Annotated in this window: 12 protein-coding genes and 1 pseudogene; 8 read left to right on the forward strand and 5 right to left on the reverse strand. The window is 61.7% G+C overall.

The genetic code is table 11. The annotated features are described in order from the left end of the window. Nucleotides 1–47 precede the first annotated feature (47 nt). The 4 genes from RG2_RS15945 to RG2_RS15960 all read right to left on the reverse strand — a co-directional run bounded on the left by RG2_RS15945 (nucleotide 48) and on the right by RG2_RS15960 (nucleotide 3,670). Entirely contained in the window at nucleotides 48–896 is an 849-nt protein-coding gene (locus RG2_RS15945) for a 3-hydroxybutyryl-CoA dehydrogenase (RefSeq protein ID WP_033232372.1), read from the reverse strand. Between the two features lie 86 nt (nucleotides 897–982). Then, entirely contained in the window at nucleotides 983–2,140 is a 1,158-nt protein-coding gene (locus RG2_RS15950; RefSeq protein WP_033232371.1) for an acyl-CoA dehydrogenase, read from the reverse strand. 149 nt (nucleotides 2,141–2,289) lie between these two features. Beyond that, nucleotides 2,290–2,982, reverse strand: a complete 693-nt coding sequence (locus RG2_RS15955) for a TetR family transcriptional regulator (RefSeq protein WP_033232370.1) — start codon at nucleotides 2,980–2,982, stop codon at nucleotides 2,290–2,292. A gap of 67 nt (nucleotides 2,983–3,049) precedes the next feature. Continuing rightward, nucleotides 3,050–3,670: a TetR/AcrR family transcriptional regulator gene (locus RG2_RS15960; RefSeq protein WP_033232369.1), complete on the reverse strand. Its 621-nt coding sequence runs from the start codon at nucleotides 3,668–3,670 to the stop codon at nucleotides 3,050–3,052. Nucleotides 3,671–3,760: 90 nt separating this feature from the next. Between RG2_RS15960 and RG2_RS15965 the strand changes: the two genes are divergently transcribed. Then, on the forward strand, nucleotides 3,761–5,128 hold the full coding sequence (locus RG2_RS15965) for a cytochrome P450 (protein WP_080711647.1): 1,368 nt from the start codon (nucleotides 3,761–3,763) through the stop codon (nucleotides 5,126–5,128). A gap of 15 nt (nucleotides 5,129–5,143) precedes the next feature. Here RG2_RS15965 and RG2_RS15970 read toward each other — a convergent pair whose 3' ends face one another. Continuing rightward, complete coding sequence (locus RG2_RS15970) at nucleotides 5,144–6,748, reverse strand: acyl--CoA ligase family protein (protein ID WP_033232640.1); 1,605 nt, start codon at nucleotides 6,746–6,748, stop codon at nucleotides 5,144–5,146. Nucleotides 6,749–6,905: 157 nt separating this feature from the next. Here RG2_RS15970 and RG2_RS15975 point away from each other — a divergent pair, with 157 nt between their 5' ends. The 7 genes and pseudogenes from RG2_RS15975 (at nucleotide 6,906) to RG2_RS16010 (ending at nucleotide 16,161) form a co-directional block, all read left to right on the forward strand. Next, nucleotides 6,906–7,757: a LuxR C-terminal-related transcriptional regulator gene (locus tag RG2_RS15975; protein WP_033232367.1), complete on the forward strand. Its 852-nt coding sequence runs from the start codon at nucleotides 6,906–6,908 to the stop codon at nucleotides 7,755–7,757. Between the two features lie 32 nt (nucleotides 7,758–7,789). After that, on the forward strand, nucleotides 7,790–8,338 hold the full coding sequence (locus tag RG2_RS15980; RefSeq protein ID WP_072782586.1) for a GNAT family N-acetyltransferase: 549 nt from the start codon (nucleotides 7,790–7,792) through the stop codon (nucleotides 8,336–8,338). A 182-nt stretch (nucleotides 8,339–8,520) separates the two neighbouring features. Continuing rightward, on the forward strand, nucleotides 8,521–9,948 hold the full coding sequence (locus RG2_RS15985; protein ID WP_033232366.1) for an amidase: 1,428 nt from the start codon (nucleotides 8,521–8,523) through the stop codon (nucleotides 9,946–9,948). 258 nt (nucleotides 9,949–10,206) lie between these two features. Further along, nucleotides 10,207–11,841 (forward strand): annotated as a pseudogene (gene casG, locus RG2_RS31530) (steroid-24-oyl-CoA synthetase); the annotation flags it as partial. A 90-nt stretch (nucleotides 11,842–11,931) separates the two neighbouring features. Continuing rightward, nucleotides 11,932–13,377, forward strand: a complete 1,446-nt coding sequence (locus RG2_RS31535; RefSeq protein WP_116102378.1) for an acyl-CoA carboxylase subunit beta — start codon at nucleotides 11,932–11,934, stop codon at nucleotides 13,375–13,377. Next, entirely contained in the window at nucleotides 13,377–14,384 is a 1,008-nt protein-coding gene (locus RG2_RS16005; RefSeq protein ID WP_072782588.1) for an NAD(P)H-dependent flavin oxidoreductase, read from the forward strand. Before RG2_RS31535 ends, RG2_RS16005 begins: the two co-directional genes overlap by 1 nt. A 196-nt stretch (nucleotides 14,385–14,580) precedes the next feature. Then, nucleotides 14,581–16,161 carry an ABC transporter substrate-binding protein gene (locus tag RG2_RS16010; protein ID WP_033232365.1) on the forward strand — a complete coding sequence of 527 codons (1,581 nt, stop codon included), beginning with the start codon at nucleotides 14,581–14,583 and terminating at the stop codon, nucleotides 16,159–16,161. Nucleotides 16,162–16,200: the final 39 nt, after the last annotated feature.

Genomic DNA, 16,200 nt, shown 5'->3' on the forward strand with positions numbered 1-16,200 from the left:
CCCACACCTTCGAAAAAGTATGGGGCCGAATGCAAATGCCGAACAGGTTACGCGTAGTCGTAGAAGCCGCGACCGGTCTTCTTGCCGAGGCGGCCGGCGTCGACCATGCGGCGCAGCAGTGCCGGGGGAGCGTAGTGCGGCTCGGCGAACTCTGCGTACAGCGACTCTGCCGCTGCGAGAGCAACATCGAGGCCGACGGTGTCGAGGAGCGTCAGCGGGCCCATCGGGTAACCGCAGCCGCCCTTCATTGCCTCGTCGATGTCTTCGGCGGTGGCGTAGCCGGAATCGAGCATCCGGATTGCCTGGCACAGGTACGGGATGAGCAGTGCGTTGACGATGAAGCCCGAACGGTCGCCCGCGCGAACTGTCTTCTTGCGCAACGTGTTCTTCGCGTAGTCGGTGACCGCGAGGACAGTCTCTTCGGACGTGGTCAGGCTGACCACGATCTCGACGAGCGGCATGACCGGCACGGGGTTGAAGAAGTGAACGCCGACAACCTGGCCGGGGCGCGAGGTGGCCTTGGCGATCTTGATGACGGGGATCGACGACGTGTTGGTCGCCAGGATTCCCGCAGGCTTCACGATCTTGTCGAGCTTGCCGAAGATCTCGTACTTGAGGGCTTCGATCTCGGGAGCAGCCTCGATCACCAGATCGCGATCGGCGAACTCTTCCATGTCCAGGGTGACGCGGACGCGAGCGATGGCGGCGTCTGCTTCTTCCTGGGTGATCTTGCCCTTGGCTACGCCGCGGTTGATCGACTTGGCGATCCGCTCGCGTGCGGAAGCGGCAAATTCTTCCTTGGTTTCCAGCACCAGTACCGAGCTACCGGCTTTTGCACATACCTCGGCAATGCCGGCACCCATGGTGCCGCCGCCGATTACGCCTACAAGTTCCACAATTCTCCTCAAAATTAGGGGCAAGCCCCTGTGCGCCGTTCCGGTAGTCAGAACTACCAGAAAGGCGCACGGGGGCGCGAAGCGCCTTACTTCAACAGCGCACGCGACATCACGACGCGCTGGATCTGATTCGTGCCTTCGTAGATCTGCGTGATCTTGGCGTCGCGCATCATGCGCTCGACGGGGAAGTCAGTGGTGTAGCCGGCGCCGCCGAACAGCTGCACTGCGTCGGTGGTGACCTCCATGGCAACGTCGGAAGCGAAGCACTTGGCTGCAGCGGAGATGAAGCCGAGGTTCTTCTCGCCGCGCTCTGCGCGAGCAGCGGAGGTGTAGACCATCAGACGTGCGGCTTCGACCTTCATTGCCATGTCGGCGAGCATGAACTGCACAGCCTGGAAGTCGCTGATGGACTTGCCGAACTGCTTGCGGTCCTTGGTGTACGCCAGTGCCGCGTCGAGGGCGCCCTGAGCAAGGCCGACGGCCTGTGCGCCGATGGTAGGACGTGTGTGGTCGAGGGTTTCGAGTGCCGTCTTGAAGCCGGTGCCTGGTGCGCCGATGATGCGGTCGCCGGGGATGCGGCAGTTCTCGAAGTACAGCTCAGCGGTGGGGGAGCCCTTGATGCCGAGCTTCTTTTCCTTCGGTCCGACGACAAAGCCCTCGTCGTCCTTGTGGACCATGAAGGAGGAGATGCCGTTTGCGCCCTTGTCGGGGTCGGTGACAGCCATGACGGTGTACCAGGTGGACTTGCCGCCGTTGGTGATCCAGCACTTGGAGCCGTTGAGGATCCAGTCGTCGCCGTCAGCCTTTGCGCGGGTGCGCATGGCGGCTGCGTCGGATCCGGCTTCGCGCTCGGACAGTGCGTACGACGCCATTCCGCCGTTCACGAGGTCCGGGAGAACCTTGGCCTTGAGCTCTTCGGAGCCCTTGAGGATCAGGCCCATGGTGCCGAGCTTGTTGACGGCGGGGATAAGTGAGGAGGAGCCACAGACGCGGGCAACTTCTTCGATGACGATGCAGGTGGCAACGGAATCGGCGCCCTGGCCGTCGTAGGCCTCGGGGACGTGGATGGCGTTGAAGCCCGACGCGTTGAGCGCGGTGAGTGCTTCCTCGGGGAACCGGGCGTTCTCGTCGACGTCCTTGGCGTGCGGCGCGATTTCCTTCTCGGAGAGTCCGCGGATAGCTGCCCGCAGCTCGTCGTGCTCTTCGTTCAGTGCGAAGAGATTGAAGTCTGGGTTTCCGGCCATGGGAGCACTCCTTGATGGAAGGTGGATCGAACGGCGCCAACAGAACCAGCATGGCCCGTCGGCGGACTGGTGCCAATGACGTCAGTCAAACACGGCACTCAGTGCCAGGTCAAGGAAACGGAGTGTGACGTTGTGGTGCACGATGCGTGTCAGCCGAGTTGTTCGTGAATTTTTCTGCTGATTTCGTCGGCCGAGGTGCCTGGAGGAAACGCTACTACCAGCACAGACTTCTCGGCGGGGGTGCTGGTCTTGGACCCAGGGGCAACTCCGTACGTACGACGCACATTCAGCAGCGCTAGGCGGAGTGCATCGGCCGTGGCGTCGGAATCGCCCTTGATCATGCTGCGCAAGAGATAGTTGTGGCACGCGGTGACAGCGGCCGCGAATCCGACAACCTCGAGCACCGGTTCACGGGGGACAGCGCTCCGCAGATAGTCGACAAAAAGTCGCTCGTACCGGAACCCGGTGACCAGTTCGCGGTCGCGGAGAGCGGGAACATGCTGCACGACGCGGTATCGCCGCATCGACAGATCGCGGTTCTGCTGGAAGAAGTCGAAGACCAGTCCGGCAGCTTCGCAGACTGATGCCCACGGGTCCGCGGATTCGGTGGACAGGAACTGTGCGACATGCGTGAGAAGAGACTCGTGATCGGCAAAGATCACGTCTTCCTTGGAACGGAACTGCCGAAAGAACGTGCGACGCGATACCCCGGCAGCAATGGCAATCTGCTCGACGGTGGTGGCTTCGTAGCCGTTCTCCGAGAACAACCGGATCGCTTGAGATGCGACGTGCACCCGAAACTGCGCGGGGTCAGTTCCGGGTATGTCTGCGCGTTCACTCATGGGGACAAGTATTGCGCCTGACGCTAGTTACCCGGTGTGATGGGGCAGTAACCGGATCGGCTGTCTCTCAACGGTGTGCGGTGGACGTGAATTGGTATGTTGCCGCCTCGACGATCTCCTTGGGCGTAATGGAGATCTCCTCGTTCAACCACGCGGTGACCAGTTCGGCAAGGCCGCCTACGAACAGCAGTCCGTTGATCTGACCTTGATGTGGCGGCCACGCTCGGTCGCCGTACATTCGCGTGGCTTCGTCCGCGACCATTTGCGCGAAGCCGTGCAGTACCGCGCGCCGGTGTGCACGGAGGGGTTCGTATGCAGCGGATTCGATCATTGCCACACGCCCCTTGCGGGGATCGTCGGTGAGGAGGGTGACGAACGACGCGATCGCATTTCGTACGCGTTGCTCGAGCGTCCCGGTGCTCGCTCGAAGCGCGGCCAGGCCCGCGTCGCGGACCTCGTCGGCGATTTTGTCCAATACCTTCTGCAGCAGTTCGTCTCTGCTGGTGAAGCTTTCGTAAAAGTATCGCTCCGTCAACTTGGCCTGGGCGCAAATTGCGGTCATCGTGGCGCCGCGATTACCTGCGGCAGCAAATACTTCCAGCCCTGCCTCTAGCAAGCTTTCCCGCCGCAGCGCTGCCCGCTGATCGCCGCTCAGGCCGGCATATCGACGCGGCATCGGAGGAGTCATAGGTCGATATTGACAGACGCAGCAGGTGTGACGCAGACTACATACATCTGACAGGATGCAATGTCAGATAGAACGGGAGTAGAGGTCATAGTGTCCAAGATCCTGGCTCGCCCACCCGCACACTCGCAGTTACACCCGGTTTCGGGCCGCTCAGGGCTGCCCTTCGTCGGGCACGCACTCGAGTACATCCGTGATCCGCTCGCCTTGATGCAAGAGAACTGGGATCGTTACGGCGAGGTCTCCTGGTTTTCGATGGTCGGTAGGCGTTGGATCGCTGTTCTCGGACCTGACGCGTGCCAAGAAGTGCTGCAGAACAAAGATCGAGCATTCGTCAACAGTGACGGCTGGTCGGTCCTTATCGGCCCCTTCTTTCACGGCGGGCTTATGCTTCTCGACTCGGACGAACATCTACGACATCGTCGAATCATGCAGCAGGCGTTCACCCGATCACGACTCGAGAAGACTGTCGACGTTCTCAACCCGGCGATCGACTCGGCACTCGACGCATGGACGCCCACTGACGGATTTCGTGCCTATGCGGCACTGAAAACGCTCACCCTCGATCTCGCCACCGACATCTTCATGGGCGGGGCGGAAGGAAGTAGCGAAAGCGAAATATCGGCGGTGAAAAAGGCTTTCGTCGATTGCGTTCAGGCGGCAACCTCGTTGGTCCGCTATCCCGTACCCGGGACTCGATGGAAGCGTGGGCTGGACGGCCGCCGAGTCCTGGAAGCTTTCTTTCGTCGCTACCTACCGGCGCGTCGAAATCGCGAAACCGACGACTTGTTCTCCGTGCTGTGTCACATCGAATCCGAAGCGGGACAACGCTTCAGTGATGACGAGGTGATCGACCATATGATTTTCCTCCTGATGGCCGCGCACGACACCTCCACGATCACCATCTCCACGATGATGCAATACCTGGGCCAACACCCACAGTGGCAGGACAGGTGCCGGGCGGAGTCGCTCGCGTTGGGGACGTCGACGCCGAGTTATGCAGATCTCGACGGACTGGCCAGCCTTGATCTGGTCATGAAGGAATGTCTCCGAATCGTCTCTCCGGTACCGGTTATGGCGCGCCGAGCGATCCGCGATACCCAAGTGCAGGGGCACTTCGTGCCTGCGGGAACGTATACCGCGGTTGCTCCTCATTTCACCCACCACATGTCGCAGTACTGGCCTGATCCCGAGCGTTTCGATCCCGACCGCTTCGCGGAGCATCGACGCGAAGACAAGGTGCATCGATTCGCGTGGGAGCCCTTCGGCGGTGGTGTGCACAAATGCCTCGGAATGCATTTCGCCGGTGCCGAGATCAAAGCAATCGTGCATCACCTACTCCTACGCTTCGACTGGCACGTCGACGCCGACTATGTCGCCCCACTCAACTTCACATCCCTGCCGTTCCCGTCCGACGGACAACCTGTCGATCTACGTCGGCGTTCCACTCCGGTGCCCTGAGCCCCTACGGCCGAGTTAGTTCGACGCCCGAAGCTCGAACTTGAGAACCTTGCCGGTCGGGGTGCGGGGAAGGTCGAGTGGGAAGACGATGTCGCGGGGTACCTTGTACCCGGCCAGCAAGGTGCGGGTGTGTTCGATGATGTCATCCGCGGATGCCTGTAATCCCTTGCCCAGCACCACGAATGCCTTCGGGCGCTCGCCCCACTTCTCGTCCGGAACGCCGACGACGGCCACGTCGATCACGGCGGGGTGGCTCATGATCGCCTGCTCCACCTCGACGGTAGAGATGTTCTCGCCACCGGAGATGATGATGTCCTTCGCGCGGTCCTTGAGCTGAATGTATCCGTCGGGATGCATGACGCCGAGGTCTCCTGAATGGAACCACCCGCCGGCAAAGGCTTCCGCGGTTGCGGCCTCGTCACGGTAGTACCCGAGCATGACGTTGTTGCCGCGGAGCACGATGTCGCCCATGGTCTGACCGTCGGCGGGAACGTCGTTCATGTCGGGGTCGACGACCCGTGCATTTTCCGCCTGGACCATGCCAACGCCCTGCCGGGAAAGCAGCGCGGCGCGTTCGGACTGTGGCTTCTCGTCCCAGGCTTCCTGGTATTCGCAGATCGTGTACGGCCCGTACACCTCGGTGAGGCCGTACACGTGGACGACGGTCACACCGATGTCCTCGAGCTTGCCGATGATCGTCGGCGACGGGGGAGCACCTGCGGTGGTGATGCGAAGGGCGTCGACCTTGTGGGCCTGATCCGCGTCGGCGATGGTGGAACAGACAGTTGGTGCGCCGCACAGGTGGGTCACGCCCAGGTTGTCGATCGCATCCCAGATCGAATCGGCGCGGACGGCGCGCAGGCAGATGTGGGTGCCGGCGGCCTGGGTAACTGCCCACGGTGTGCACCAACCGTTGCAGTGGAACATCGGCAGTGTCCACAGGTACTTGGTGGAGCCGGTGAACCCGTTGTGGAAGGTTTCACCGAGGGAGTTCAGGTACGCGCCGCGGTGGGAGTACATGACGCCCTTGGGTTTTCCGGTGGTACCCGACGTGTAGTTGATGGCGATGCACTGCTGCTCGTCGTCGACCCCCCAGTGCAGTGGCTGATCGGCGATCGCTTCACCTTCTGCCAACAGATCGGCGTACTGCCCGGTGACGATTCCGGTGGGAACCTCCGGGTACGGGACGGTGGAGTCCGGGATCTCGATGATCTCGCGCAGGCTCGGCACGTTTGTTTTCGACGACGCGACGGAACCGACGAACTCGGAGTCTACGAACAGGATCGTGGTTCCCGAGTGATCAAGGATGTACTCGAGTTCAGGTCCGGCGAGGCGCGAGTTGAGGGCGATCAGGATTCCGCCGGCCAGAGGCACGGCAAAATGCGCAAACAGCATTTCGGGAATGTTCGGCGCCAGGTAAGCGACGCGATCGCCGGGCTGGATACGGTCCCGCAAAACACGTGCCAGAGCGGCTACCTCTTCGCCGAACTCGCGGTAGGTGTACGTCCGATCACCGTGAATGACGGCGGTGCGATCTGGGAACACCGACGCGCTGCGTTCGAGAAAGCGCAGCGGGCTGAGCGGGGTGTTGTTGGCTGTGAGTGCGGTGGGTGCAGACACGGGTTCCTCCGAGGTTCGCGTGGTCGGACGTTGCAGCTCACCCGTCACGGTGAATGTGATCGGCGCTACAAACGCTCGTGTTGGACGATATTGGGCTAGCCCACCGGCCGCTACCCTACGAAGTGGGTATCCGCGTTTTCCCCGACCAGGAGTGCACGTGAACAGGGTTTTAAGGCCGAGCGACGACGACGCGTTGCGGGCGGCGCTGCGCCGGCTGCAGCCGCAGACGGAACTGCCGGTCCTGTTCGGTGGGGGAATGAGCGGCAACTCCTTGACCATCACCAGCTACGTCGGTACGCACAGCACTCTGCTGCGCAACCTCGAGATCAACGCGGCATGCGGACTCGGTGGGCGGGCTATCGCCGAGCAGCGCACAGCTGTGGTGCAGGACTACGCCAATTCGTCTCAGATCACCCACGACTACGACTACGAGGTCGGCACCGAGCGAATCGAATCGTTGATGGCGGTTCCCGTGGTCGTTCGAGGGAAAACCCGCGGCGCGCTCTATGGCGGACTGCGCGCCAACCTGCCGATCGGAGATGTTGTTGCAGACAAGATGATGCGTGCGTCGTACTCGTTGGCACGCGAAATCGAGATCCGCGACGAGGTTGATCGTCGTGTCGCGATGATCGACACTGCTGCGGTGGAACAGGTTTCGATCCGCGAGGCAAAAGTATCGGAGACGTTGACGGAAAGTTTCCTCGCGTTGGGTGAGATCGTGGCAGGTCTGCAGGACGAGAAACTCAGTGCGCAGGTTCACGCCGTCGAGGCAAAACTTCGGGCCTTGACGGCGCCTGCAGAGATCGCGAGTGCGGTAGTGCTGTCGCCGCGTGAAACGGACGTGATGAGGTACGTCGCGTTGGGGCTGCGCAACGCCGAAATCGCGGAGCGTCTGTCCTTGAGCGTCGAAACCGTCAAGACGTACATGCGCAATCTCATGGCCAAACTCGATGTGCGAAGTCGTCATGAGGCGGTTGTCGAAGCTCGTCGTCACGGTCTGATTCTGTGATCACGCACAAATAGAGGTGCAAAGATACCGGCATGGGTCGTCGCATCATTCTGAATACCGAACGACTGACGTTGACGACTTGGCTCCCGTCCGACTTCGAGGACCTCGCTGCGCTACACGCTGATGCCCTGACCATGCGGTTCATCGGGTACGGACGACCAGACACTCGGGACGAGGCGCAGTCGCGGCTGGACGGGTATCTCGATGAACAGAGAACTCGGGGTTGGACCAAGTGGCGCGTGGAGAACCGCGCCGGCGACATGATCGGCCGGGCAGGATTCGGTGAGTTCGGCTCGAGTCGTGAACTGGCGTATGCCTTTCGGCGGGATCAGTGGGGACGCGGATTTGCCACTGAGGTTGCCTCGGCGTTGGTGGACTGGCACTTCGAATATCCGGCGTTCGACCTGTCGTCGCGTGGTCTGTGCGCGCATGTAGAGGCCGGACATCGAGCGAGTATGCGGGTGCTCGAGAAGGTTGGCTTCGATTTTGTGGACATGCGCGAGTACAAGGGTGTTACCTGTGCGTTCTTTCAGTTTCCCGTCGTAGCGCTGCCCGGGCCGGCCGGGAAATCCGACGCGTAGCCGATCTGGAACGTGAAAGTTATTTTCGGCCTTCACGAACCCTTACCGGCGATGGCCTGCTTGATTGCGATCCGCCATCGCGCTTGTCCCGGTAAGCGGAATCCTCGAGACCCGCCGCCGTTGTGGTTGATATGACGGACCTCACAATCGTACAAAGCAGCACACGAGTGATGAGGGCATCGATGCAGGATTTGTTCGACAACAGTGACATGACGGGCCTGGCCGGGGCGATTCGCAAGGGGGACGTATCCGCCAAGGAGGTCCTGGAGTTCAGCCTTGACCGCCTCGACGAGCGGAACCCGGCCGTCAATGCAGTGATCAGCGAACGCCGCGACGAAGCTCGGAACGAGGTCGCTGCCGGTCTTCCCGAAGGCCCACTGCAGGGCGTGCCGTTCGTGATCAAGGACCTCGGACTTGATGTCGCGGGTCTGCCGAGTACCAACGGATCTCGTTTGTTCGCCGACGCTGTGGCGCAGGAGGATTCGGCGCTCGTCGAGCGATACCGTCGTGCCGGGCTGGTGATTGTCGGTAAGACGAACACTCCGGAGTTCGGCAAGAATGCGAGTACCGAACCTGCACTGTTCGGCCCTACCCGCAACCCTTACGCCCTCGATCGCTCACCCGGTGGGTCGTCGGGAGGCACGGCTGTAGCTGTTGCAGTGGGAATCGTGCCCGCGGGCCATGCCAGTGACGGCGGCGGCTCGATCCGCATCCCGGCGTCTGCGTGCGGCCTGGTTGGTCTCAAGCCGAGCCGTGGTCGTACCCCGACGGCGCCGGCACGAACTCTGTTTGCGTCGCCGATGGGTGTTCACCACGCGCTTACTCGCAGTGTGCGCGACACCGCTCTGCTCCTCGATCTTTCCGCTGGACCCACTGTGGGCGATCCGTACGTGATCCTGGCGCCGAAGCGGCCGTACGTCGAGGAAGTGGGCGCAGATCCCGGACGCTTGCGGATTGCTCTGAGCAACGCGCTGCCGGACGGCACGCCGGTGGACCCGGAGTGTGCGGCCGTCACCTCGAGCGTCGCCGGTCTGCTCGAAGAACTCGGCCACCATGTTTCCGAAGGCGCCCCGGACTTTCCGCTCGATGCACTGACTTCCGGGCTTTCCGTGTTGATGGGCATACCGATGACCATCGAGGTCGATGCACGACTCGAGGCCGTGAACCGCGCAATCCGCGACGACGACCTCGAACCGATGGCTCGGATGATCTACGACCGCGCGAAGTCCGAAACCGCGACCAACGTCGTCAAGGCGCTGCAGGAACTCGAGCGAGCAGCGCAGGTGATCGGTGCGTTCTTCGTCGATCACGACCTGTTGCTGACCCCGACGATGGCTCGCCCGGCCGCTCCGCTTGGTCTCCTCGATACGGCAAATCCCATGTCGATCTGGGAGCACTCGGCCGGATACAGCGGATTGACCAGTCCGTTCAACAGCTCTGGTCAGCCGGCGATTTCGTTGCCGATGGGTCATGACTCGGCCGGTGTGCCTATCGGCGTCCAGTTGGTTGCCGCCTTCGGGCGCGAAGATGTGCTGATTCAGGTTGCGTCGCAACTCGAAACGGCGCGCCCGTGGTCCATCGCTCCGGTGTGGCCGCCGATCCAGGGATAACAGTGCGCAGTAGCGGTCCGGCGGTGGTTTCATGCCCGCTGCCGGGCCGCTTTGTCGTGTGTGGAGGCGTTCGACAAGCCCGCGGAAATTCAAAAAGTATTTCTAATCGAAATATCGCATATCGAACGACTTTTCTGCGTAGTATCCACAATGAGCGGTGGTGAGTAGTTGCGTCGGTGTGGAGCGAACAGGCTCCGATCCACACGGACGGGGCCGCCCAGCGCGATCGAACTGCGTTGTCACAGAAATGGATCAAGGATGGTCGTTCAACCGGACATGGCATATCGGCGCTCTCTGGCCGTGGCAGAACTGACAGGCCCGGGGCAGTTGTTCGAGGTGGCTGAAGAACCCGTGCGCGGGCACGTCATGCCGGTGTTCAAGAATCGTGCGCACACGCTCCGTGAGCTTCTGGCGGCGTCGGTCGAGCACGGCGACACCGAGTATCTGGTGTGCGACGAACTGCGGATTACCTACACCGATCACTTCGCTCGTGTGGCATCAATGGCCGAGGAGTTGCGAAGCGCGTATTCGATCGGCAAGGGCGACCGCGTGGCGATTCTGTCTGCGAACAACGCACAGTGGATCATCACCTTCTGGGCGGCGACGTCCCTCGGGGCGATAGTGGTCGGGATGAACTCGATGTGGTCCGCTCCCGAGATCGACTACGGCATGAAGCACTCCACTCCGAAACTTGTTGTCGCCGATGCAAAACGACGAGAACTGCTCGGTGAGGTCGGCGTGCCGGTGCTGTCCACCGAAGTCGACGTACCTCGGTTGTCCACGTTGCACGCCGACGCGGAACTGTCGACCTGCGCCATCAACGAGGACGACCCTGCCGTCATCCTGTACACCAGTGGCACAACCGGACGGCCGAAAGGTGCGACGCACTCGCACCGGAACATCATCACGGCAAACGACTTTCATCGATTCAACGACGCCTTGGCAACGCATTTCGGAAACCCACCCGCGAACCGTCGGTTTCTGCTGTCGAATCCACTGTTCCATATCGCGTCACTGCACAACCTCGCCGTGCCGCGGTTGTCGATCGGCGACACCGCAGTTATCTACAGCGGGCGATTCGAGATCGAACGTGTGCTCCGGTTGATCGAGCGCGAGCAGGTCACCAACTGGGGTGCTGTGCCGACCATGGCGAATCGCCTTGTTTCACATGGTGATCTGTCACGATACGATCTGTCCTCGCTCAAGACGATGTCACTGGGATCGGCGCCGTCGTCAACCGCTCTGAAGGAGAAGGTTCGCGAACTGCTGCCGGTGGCGGGGCGTTCGTTGGGGACGACGTACGGGCTCACCGAGTCGTCGACAGGAGCCACCTTGGCGACAGCTGCCGATCTGGAGGAGTACCCGGATTCCGTGGGCCGCCCCGTCGTCACGATGAGCGTCGAGATCCGGGACGACAACGGTCATCGGCTCCCGGACGGTTACGAGGGTGAGATCTGCCTACGCGGACCGCACGTGATGGTGGGCTACTGGAACAACGATGCCGCGACGGCCGCCGCGCTCGACGATGAAGGATGGCTGCGTACAGGCGATTTGGGATTCATGTCCGACGGTCACCTCCGCGTCAGCAGTCGTAGATCGGACTTGATTCTGCGTGGTGGGGAGAACGTCTATCCCGTCGAAGTCGAGAACGTCCTGAGTGAGCACCCGTCGGTGCAGGAATGCGCGGTGATCGGAATTCCCCACGCGGACTACGGCGAAGAAGTGGCCGCAATTGTTGTGGTCGAGGAGCCGGGATCCGTCTCGGAGGCAGAGTTGCTCGGGTACGTGCGGGAGCGTCTCGCTAAGTACAAGGTGCCTTCCCGATGGCGACTGACCACAGAACCGTTGCCGCGCAATGCAACCGGAAAGGTCGTGCGTAAACAACTCGACGTTGACGGCGAACCGGCGATAGTCTCGGAGAATCGTCATGCGTGGACTTCGCTGCTGACGGCACTCGACGAGCGTCGTCGGGCTGCACAGGGGATGGGTGGCCCCGACAAGCTACTGCGGTACCGGCGGTTCGGGCGCGTTGATGCGCGCGAACGAGTATCGAAGTTCCTGGACGAGGATACATTTCAGGAAATCGGCGTACTGGCCGGCGACGCGTCGATCCCGTCCGACGCCTTCGTTGCGGGGTCCGGACTTGTCGACGGCCGTCCGGTGCTGGTCGGTTCGGAGGATTTCACGGTTGCCGGCGGATCCATCGGAACGGCAGCGGCCACCAAGCGCGCCCGGATCGCAGAACTTGCCAAGCGCGAGCGCACTCCACTGGTGATGATGCTCGAAGGTGCCGGGCACAGGGCAACCAACGCACTGCACCCGCACCGGCCGGCGCCCAACGATCTGCAGGCAATGGCCGAGCTTGCCGGATTGGTCCCGACGGTTTCGATTGTGTGTGGACCCTCGGCTGGGCACGGGGCTCTTGCTGCACCGATGTCGGATTTTGTCATCATGGTCAAAGACCACGCCGCGATGTTCACAGCCGGTCCACCGCTGGTGGAGGCGTCGCTCGCCGAGAAGGTGACAAAGGAAGACCTCGGCGGTAGCGCCGTGCACGCTGAAGTGAGCGGAATCGCCGACAATGTTGCGGCGGATGTAGACTCGGCGCTCGAGTTGACGCGTAAATACCTGTCCTATTTCCCGTCGAACGCGTGGAGTCGCGCGCCACTGGCGGATCCTGACACTTCGGTTGCGGCGCCGCGCTCCCTCGATTCTCTTCTCGACGTAGTTCCGCCGAATCCTCGTATCCCGTACGACATGCACGACGTGTTGTCCGTGATGGTGGACGAGGGCACCCTGTTCGAGCTGCAACCGCAGCACGGTTCTTCTGTCATCACAGTGCTGGCAAGGATGGGTGGCCGGGTCGTCGCCGTTGTCGCCAATCAGCCACTGGTGCTTGCCGGTGCGTTGGATGTGGCCGCGGCGGAAAAGGCATGCCGGTTCATCGAGATGACCGGAGCTTTCCATATCCCGTTGATCTTCCTGGCCGACAACCCGGGAGTTCTTGCGGGAAGTAAGTCCGAACGGGACGGCATACTGCGGGCGAGCGCTCGAATGTTCGCGGCGCAGCATCGGTCCACCGTGCCGAAAATGCATGTGACAGTGCGCAAAGCCTTCGGATTCGGGGGCTCGGTCATGGGTCAGAATGCTTTCGACAATCAAACCGTGTCGTTGTCGTTCCCGGGAGGGATGCTGGGAGGTATTCCGGCTGCCGTGGGTGGGAGCACCTCGAAGGCGGACGAGCGGACACAGCGTGCATTGATTGAGAACGAGGCTGCAGGTCCGTGGCGTCTGGCAAGTTCGGTGACGTACGACGACGTCATCGATCCACGCGAACTACGCAACGCGCTGCTCGGTGCGCTGAGGCTGTCGAGTGGGCGAGATGCGGAGCCGGTTGCCCCGGTAGTGCACACCGGATACTTGCCCTAGTGAAATCCGACGTGCCACCGGGCTTTCGGACCAGATTCGGCGCTCGACTGCGGATTCCGCTGATCGCCGCACCCATGCTGAGAGTGAGCGGGCCGGAAGTCGTCTCGGCAGCCTGCGCGGCGGGCGTCGTCGGCGCCTTTCCGACGGCAAACGCGCGCACGGCAGAGGAACTCGATTCGTGGCTGGCGACATTCGATCGTGCCAATGAGGAGAGCGGCGGAGAACTGGCACCGTACTGCCCCAATCTGATCATGAGAGCGCCGCGACTGGCAGACGACGTTGCGTGCTTGGTTCGCCGCCGAGTGGAAATGGTCATCGCGAGCGTAGGCTCACCGGCCCCGATCATCGGACCGCTCCACGATATCGGCGCTGCGGTCTTTGCCGACGTCGGCACGCTTCGTCATGCCGAAAAGGCAGTTGAAGCCGGTGCGGACGGACTCGTGCTGCTCTCGGCCGGAGCGGGTGGGCAGACGGGGTGGATGAACCCGTTTGCCTTCATCCGTGGTGTCCGTGAGTTCTTCGACGGCACAGTGATTCTCGCGGGCGGAATCTCCGACGGGCAGGCGTTGTGGGCTGCCGAGGTGGCAGGCTTCGACGCGGCGTACATGGGCACACGTTTCATCGCGAGCGACGAGAGTTCGGCGTCGGCGCAGTACAAGGACATGCTGGTCGAGAGCACGATGGACGACGTGGTGCTGACCAACGCTTTCACCGGACTGCGGACGAACATGCTTGCACCGTCCATCAGAGCGCAGGGGCTTGATCCCGACACACTGAACGAGCAGATCTCCGTGAAAGAATCGGCCGAGCTGTTCGGACCGGGGTCATCAGAACCGGGGCCGAGAAGGTGGACCGACGTCTGGAGTGCGGGCCATTCGGTGTCGGGGGTGAAACGACGCAGCCCCCTTTCGGAAGTAGTTCGCGAAACAGTCGCAGAGTACGAGGACGCCCGAGCGAGAACACGTTCGGTGCTGGAGCAACGACGAGCAGCGAACGCAGACTCCTGAGCAGACGTTTTTCGATAGTCACCTTCCCGGTGATCGGGACAAGGATGGATAACTCCTGTGCAGGTTGCCATTGTCAAAACTAGTTCCGAAAAAACGTATACCTAATAGACATATCCGGGTTAGTCTGCCTGTGAGCCGAAGAGACCGTGTGCGTGGGGTTTCTCGCCGACTTTGATCTATCTCGAGAGGGAATTCGATGAGCGGAAAATGGAACGGCAAAGGCAAAATTGCCGCAGTGTCGCTGGTGGCTGCCTTGGCCGTCGCGGGATGCGGCGGGGGCGGCGGCACCAGCACTGCAGGCGGCTCCACTGCATCGGCCGCGGATATCGACCGAGCGGCCGTACTTCGCGTCACCGCGTCTGCGCCGACCCGAAACCTCGATCCGTACCTCCAGACCAGCTACGGCGGTTGGGGATATCTGACTCCGATGTTCGATCGCTTGACCATGGTGGACAAGGACGGAAATCTTGTTCCGGGACTTGCGGAGTCGTGGGAGTTTTCCTCTGACGGTGGCTATCTCGAGCTGAAATTACGAGACGACGTTTCGTTCCACGACGGCACCAAGTTCGACGCCGCCGCCCTCGCCGCAAACGTCCAGCGTGGAAAGACGATGGCAGGCAGCACGGTTGTCGCCGCGCTCGACGACATTACGTCCGTTGATGTTGTCGACCCGACTACTGCCCGGCTGAACCTGACCAAGGGTTCCGGTGTGGAGCTACCCGGGCTGTTCAGCACCAATGTCGGCATGATGGTCAGCCCCAAGACCATAGAAGCCGGCACGGACATCCGAAACGATCCGGGCCAGAGCGGATCCGGACCGTACACCGTCACCAACTACGTACCCGAGGAATCTCTCGAGGTTACTCGTGCGCAGGGCGACTACTGGGATCCAGCGGCCGGACTGCTCGGTGGAATCAGCTTCAAGACCATGCCGGACGCGACAACGCGTTTGAACGGAATGCAGACCGCCGCCACCGATATCAGCTGGGTGAGCTCGGCCAACGAGATCGTTCAGGCGCAGTCGCTCGCGGACCGCAACGTGCTGGGTATCGACAAGGTTAAGTTCCGCAATGTGCTTGGTGTCTTCATGCGAGCACGTGACGACCTCGCGAAACCCGAAGTGCGCCAGGCTGTTGCACACGCCATCGATCCCGAGGCCATCAGCGCGCTCTTCTCGGGAACCTGCACCCCGTACCGACAGATGTATCCGGAATCGAGCTGGGCGGCCGACCCGTCGTACCAGTACCCGTACACCTTCGACGTGGACAAGGCCAAGAGCCTGGTCGAGAGTGCTGGTGGAGCCAAGATCACACTGACCTTCGGTGCCGGAACAAATACCGAAAAGCCTGCCAACGTTATCCAGTCCTCGCTGGCAGCAGCAGGATTCGAGGCGGAGCTCAATCCCGTTCCGAACACCCAGAACGAGCCCGGCTACATCGCCGGCACCTTCCAGTCGATGGTGTCGAACAGCTTCAGCCCCAAGGTAGACCCCGCTGAGACCGTCAATACCTTTGTCGTGGGTCCCTACGACTTCGGCAACGGCAATCCCGAGATCGCCGCACTGGCGACAAAGGCTGCCAACCCGACGTTGTCGCAGGACGAGCGGGCCGGGCTGTACCACGAGATCTGGTCGAAGACACTGGCCGAGGCCATGTTCGTCCCGATCTGCAATCAGACGAACGCGACGATCTTCAGTGACAAGGTAGTCAACGCCGACAACATCCCGTGGGTTGACACCGGAATCTTCGATCTGCGCTACGTCGGAATGACCAAGTAGCACTGCAGATTCAGAAATCTTGCTGATAGACCGATCTGC

The organism is Rhodococcus globerulus NBRC 14531, from assembly GCF_001894805.1.
Classification (GTDB): domain Bacteria; phylum Actinomycetota; class Actinomycetes; order Mycobacteriales; family Mycobacteriaceae; genus Rhodococcus_F; species Rhodococcus_F globerula.

What these genes read in the sequence shown, in the direction of transcription:
- RG2_RS16010 (WP_033232365.1), top strand. Translation starts at nt 14,581, where the DNA reads ATGAGCGGAAAATGGAACGGCAAAGGCAAAATTGCCGCAGTGTCGCTG.
- RG2_RS15955 (WP_033232370.1), bottom strand. Translation starts at nt 2,982, where the DNA reads ATGAGTGAACGCGCAGACATACCCGGAACTGACCCCGCGCAGTTTCGG.
- RG2_RS15985 (WP_033232366.1), top strand. Translation starts at nt 8,521, where the DNA reads ATGCAGGATTTGTTCGACAACAGTGACATGACGGGCCTGGCCGGGGCG.
- RG2_RS15950 (WP_033232371.1), bottom strand. Translation starts at nt 2,140, where the DNA reads ATGGCCGGAAACCCAGACTTCAATCTCTTCGCACTGAACGAAGAGCAC.
- RG2_RS15980 (WP_072782586.1), top strand. Translation starts at nt 7,790, where the DNA reads ATGGGTCGTCGCATCATTCTGAATACCGAACGACTGACGTTGACGACT.
- RG2_RS15960 (WP_033232369.1), bottom strand. Translation starts at nt 3,670, where the DNA reads ATGACTCCTCCGATGCCGCGTCGATATGCCGGCCTGAGCGGCGATCAG.
- RG2_RS31535 (WP_116102378.1), top strand. Translation starts at nt 11,932, where the DNA reads ATGGGTGGCCCCGACAAGCTACTGCGGTACCGGCGGTTCGGGCGCGTT.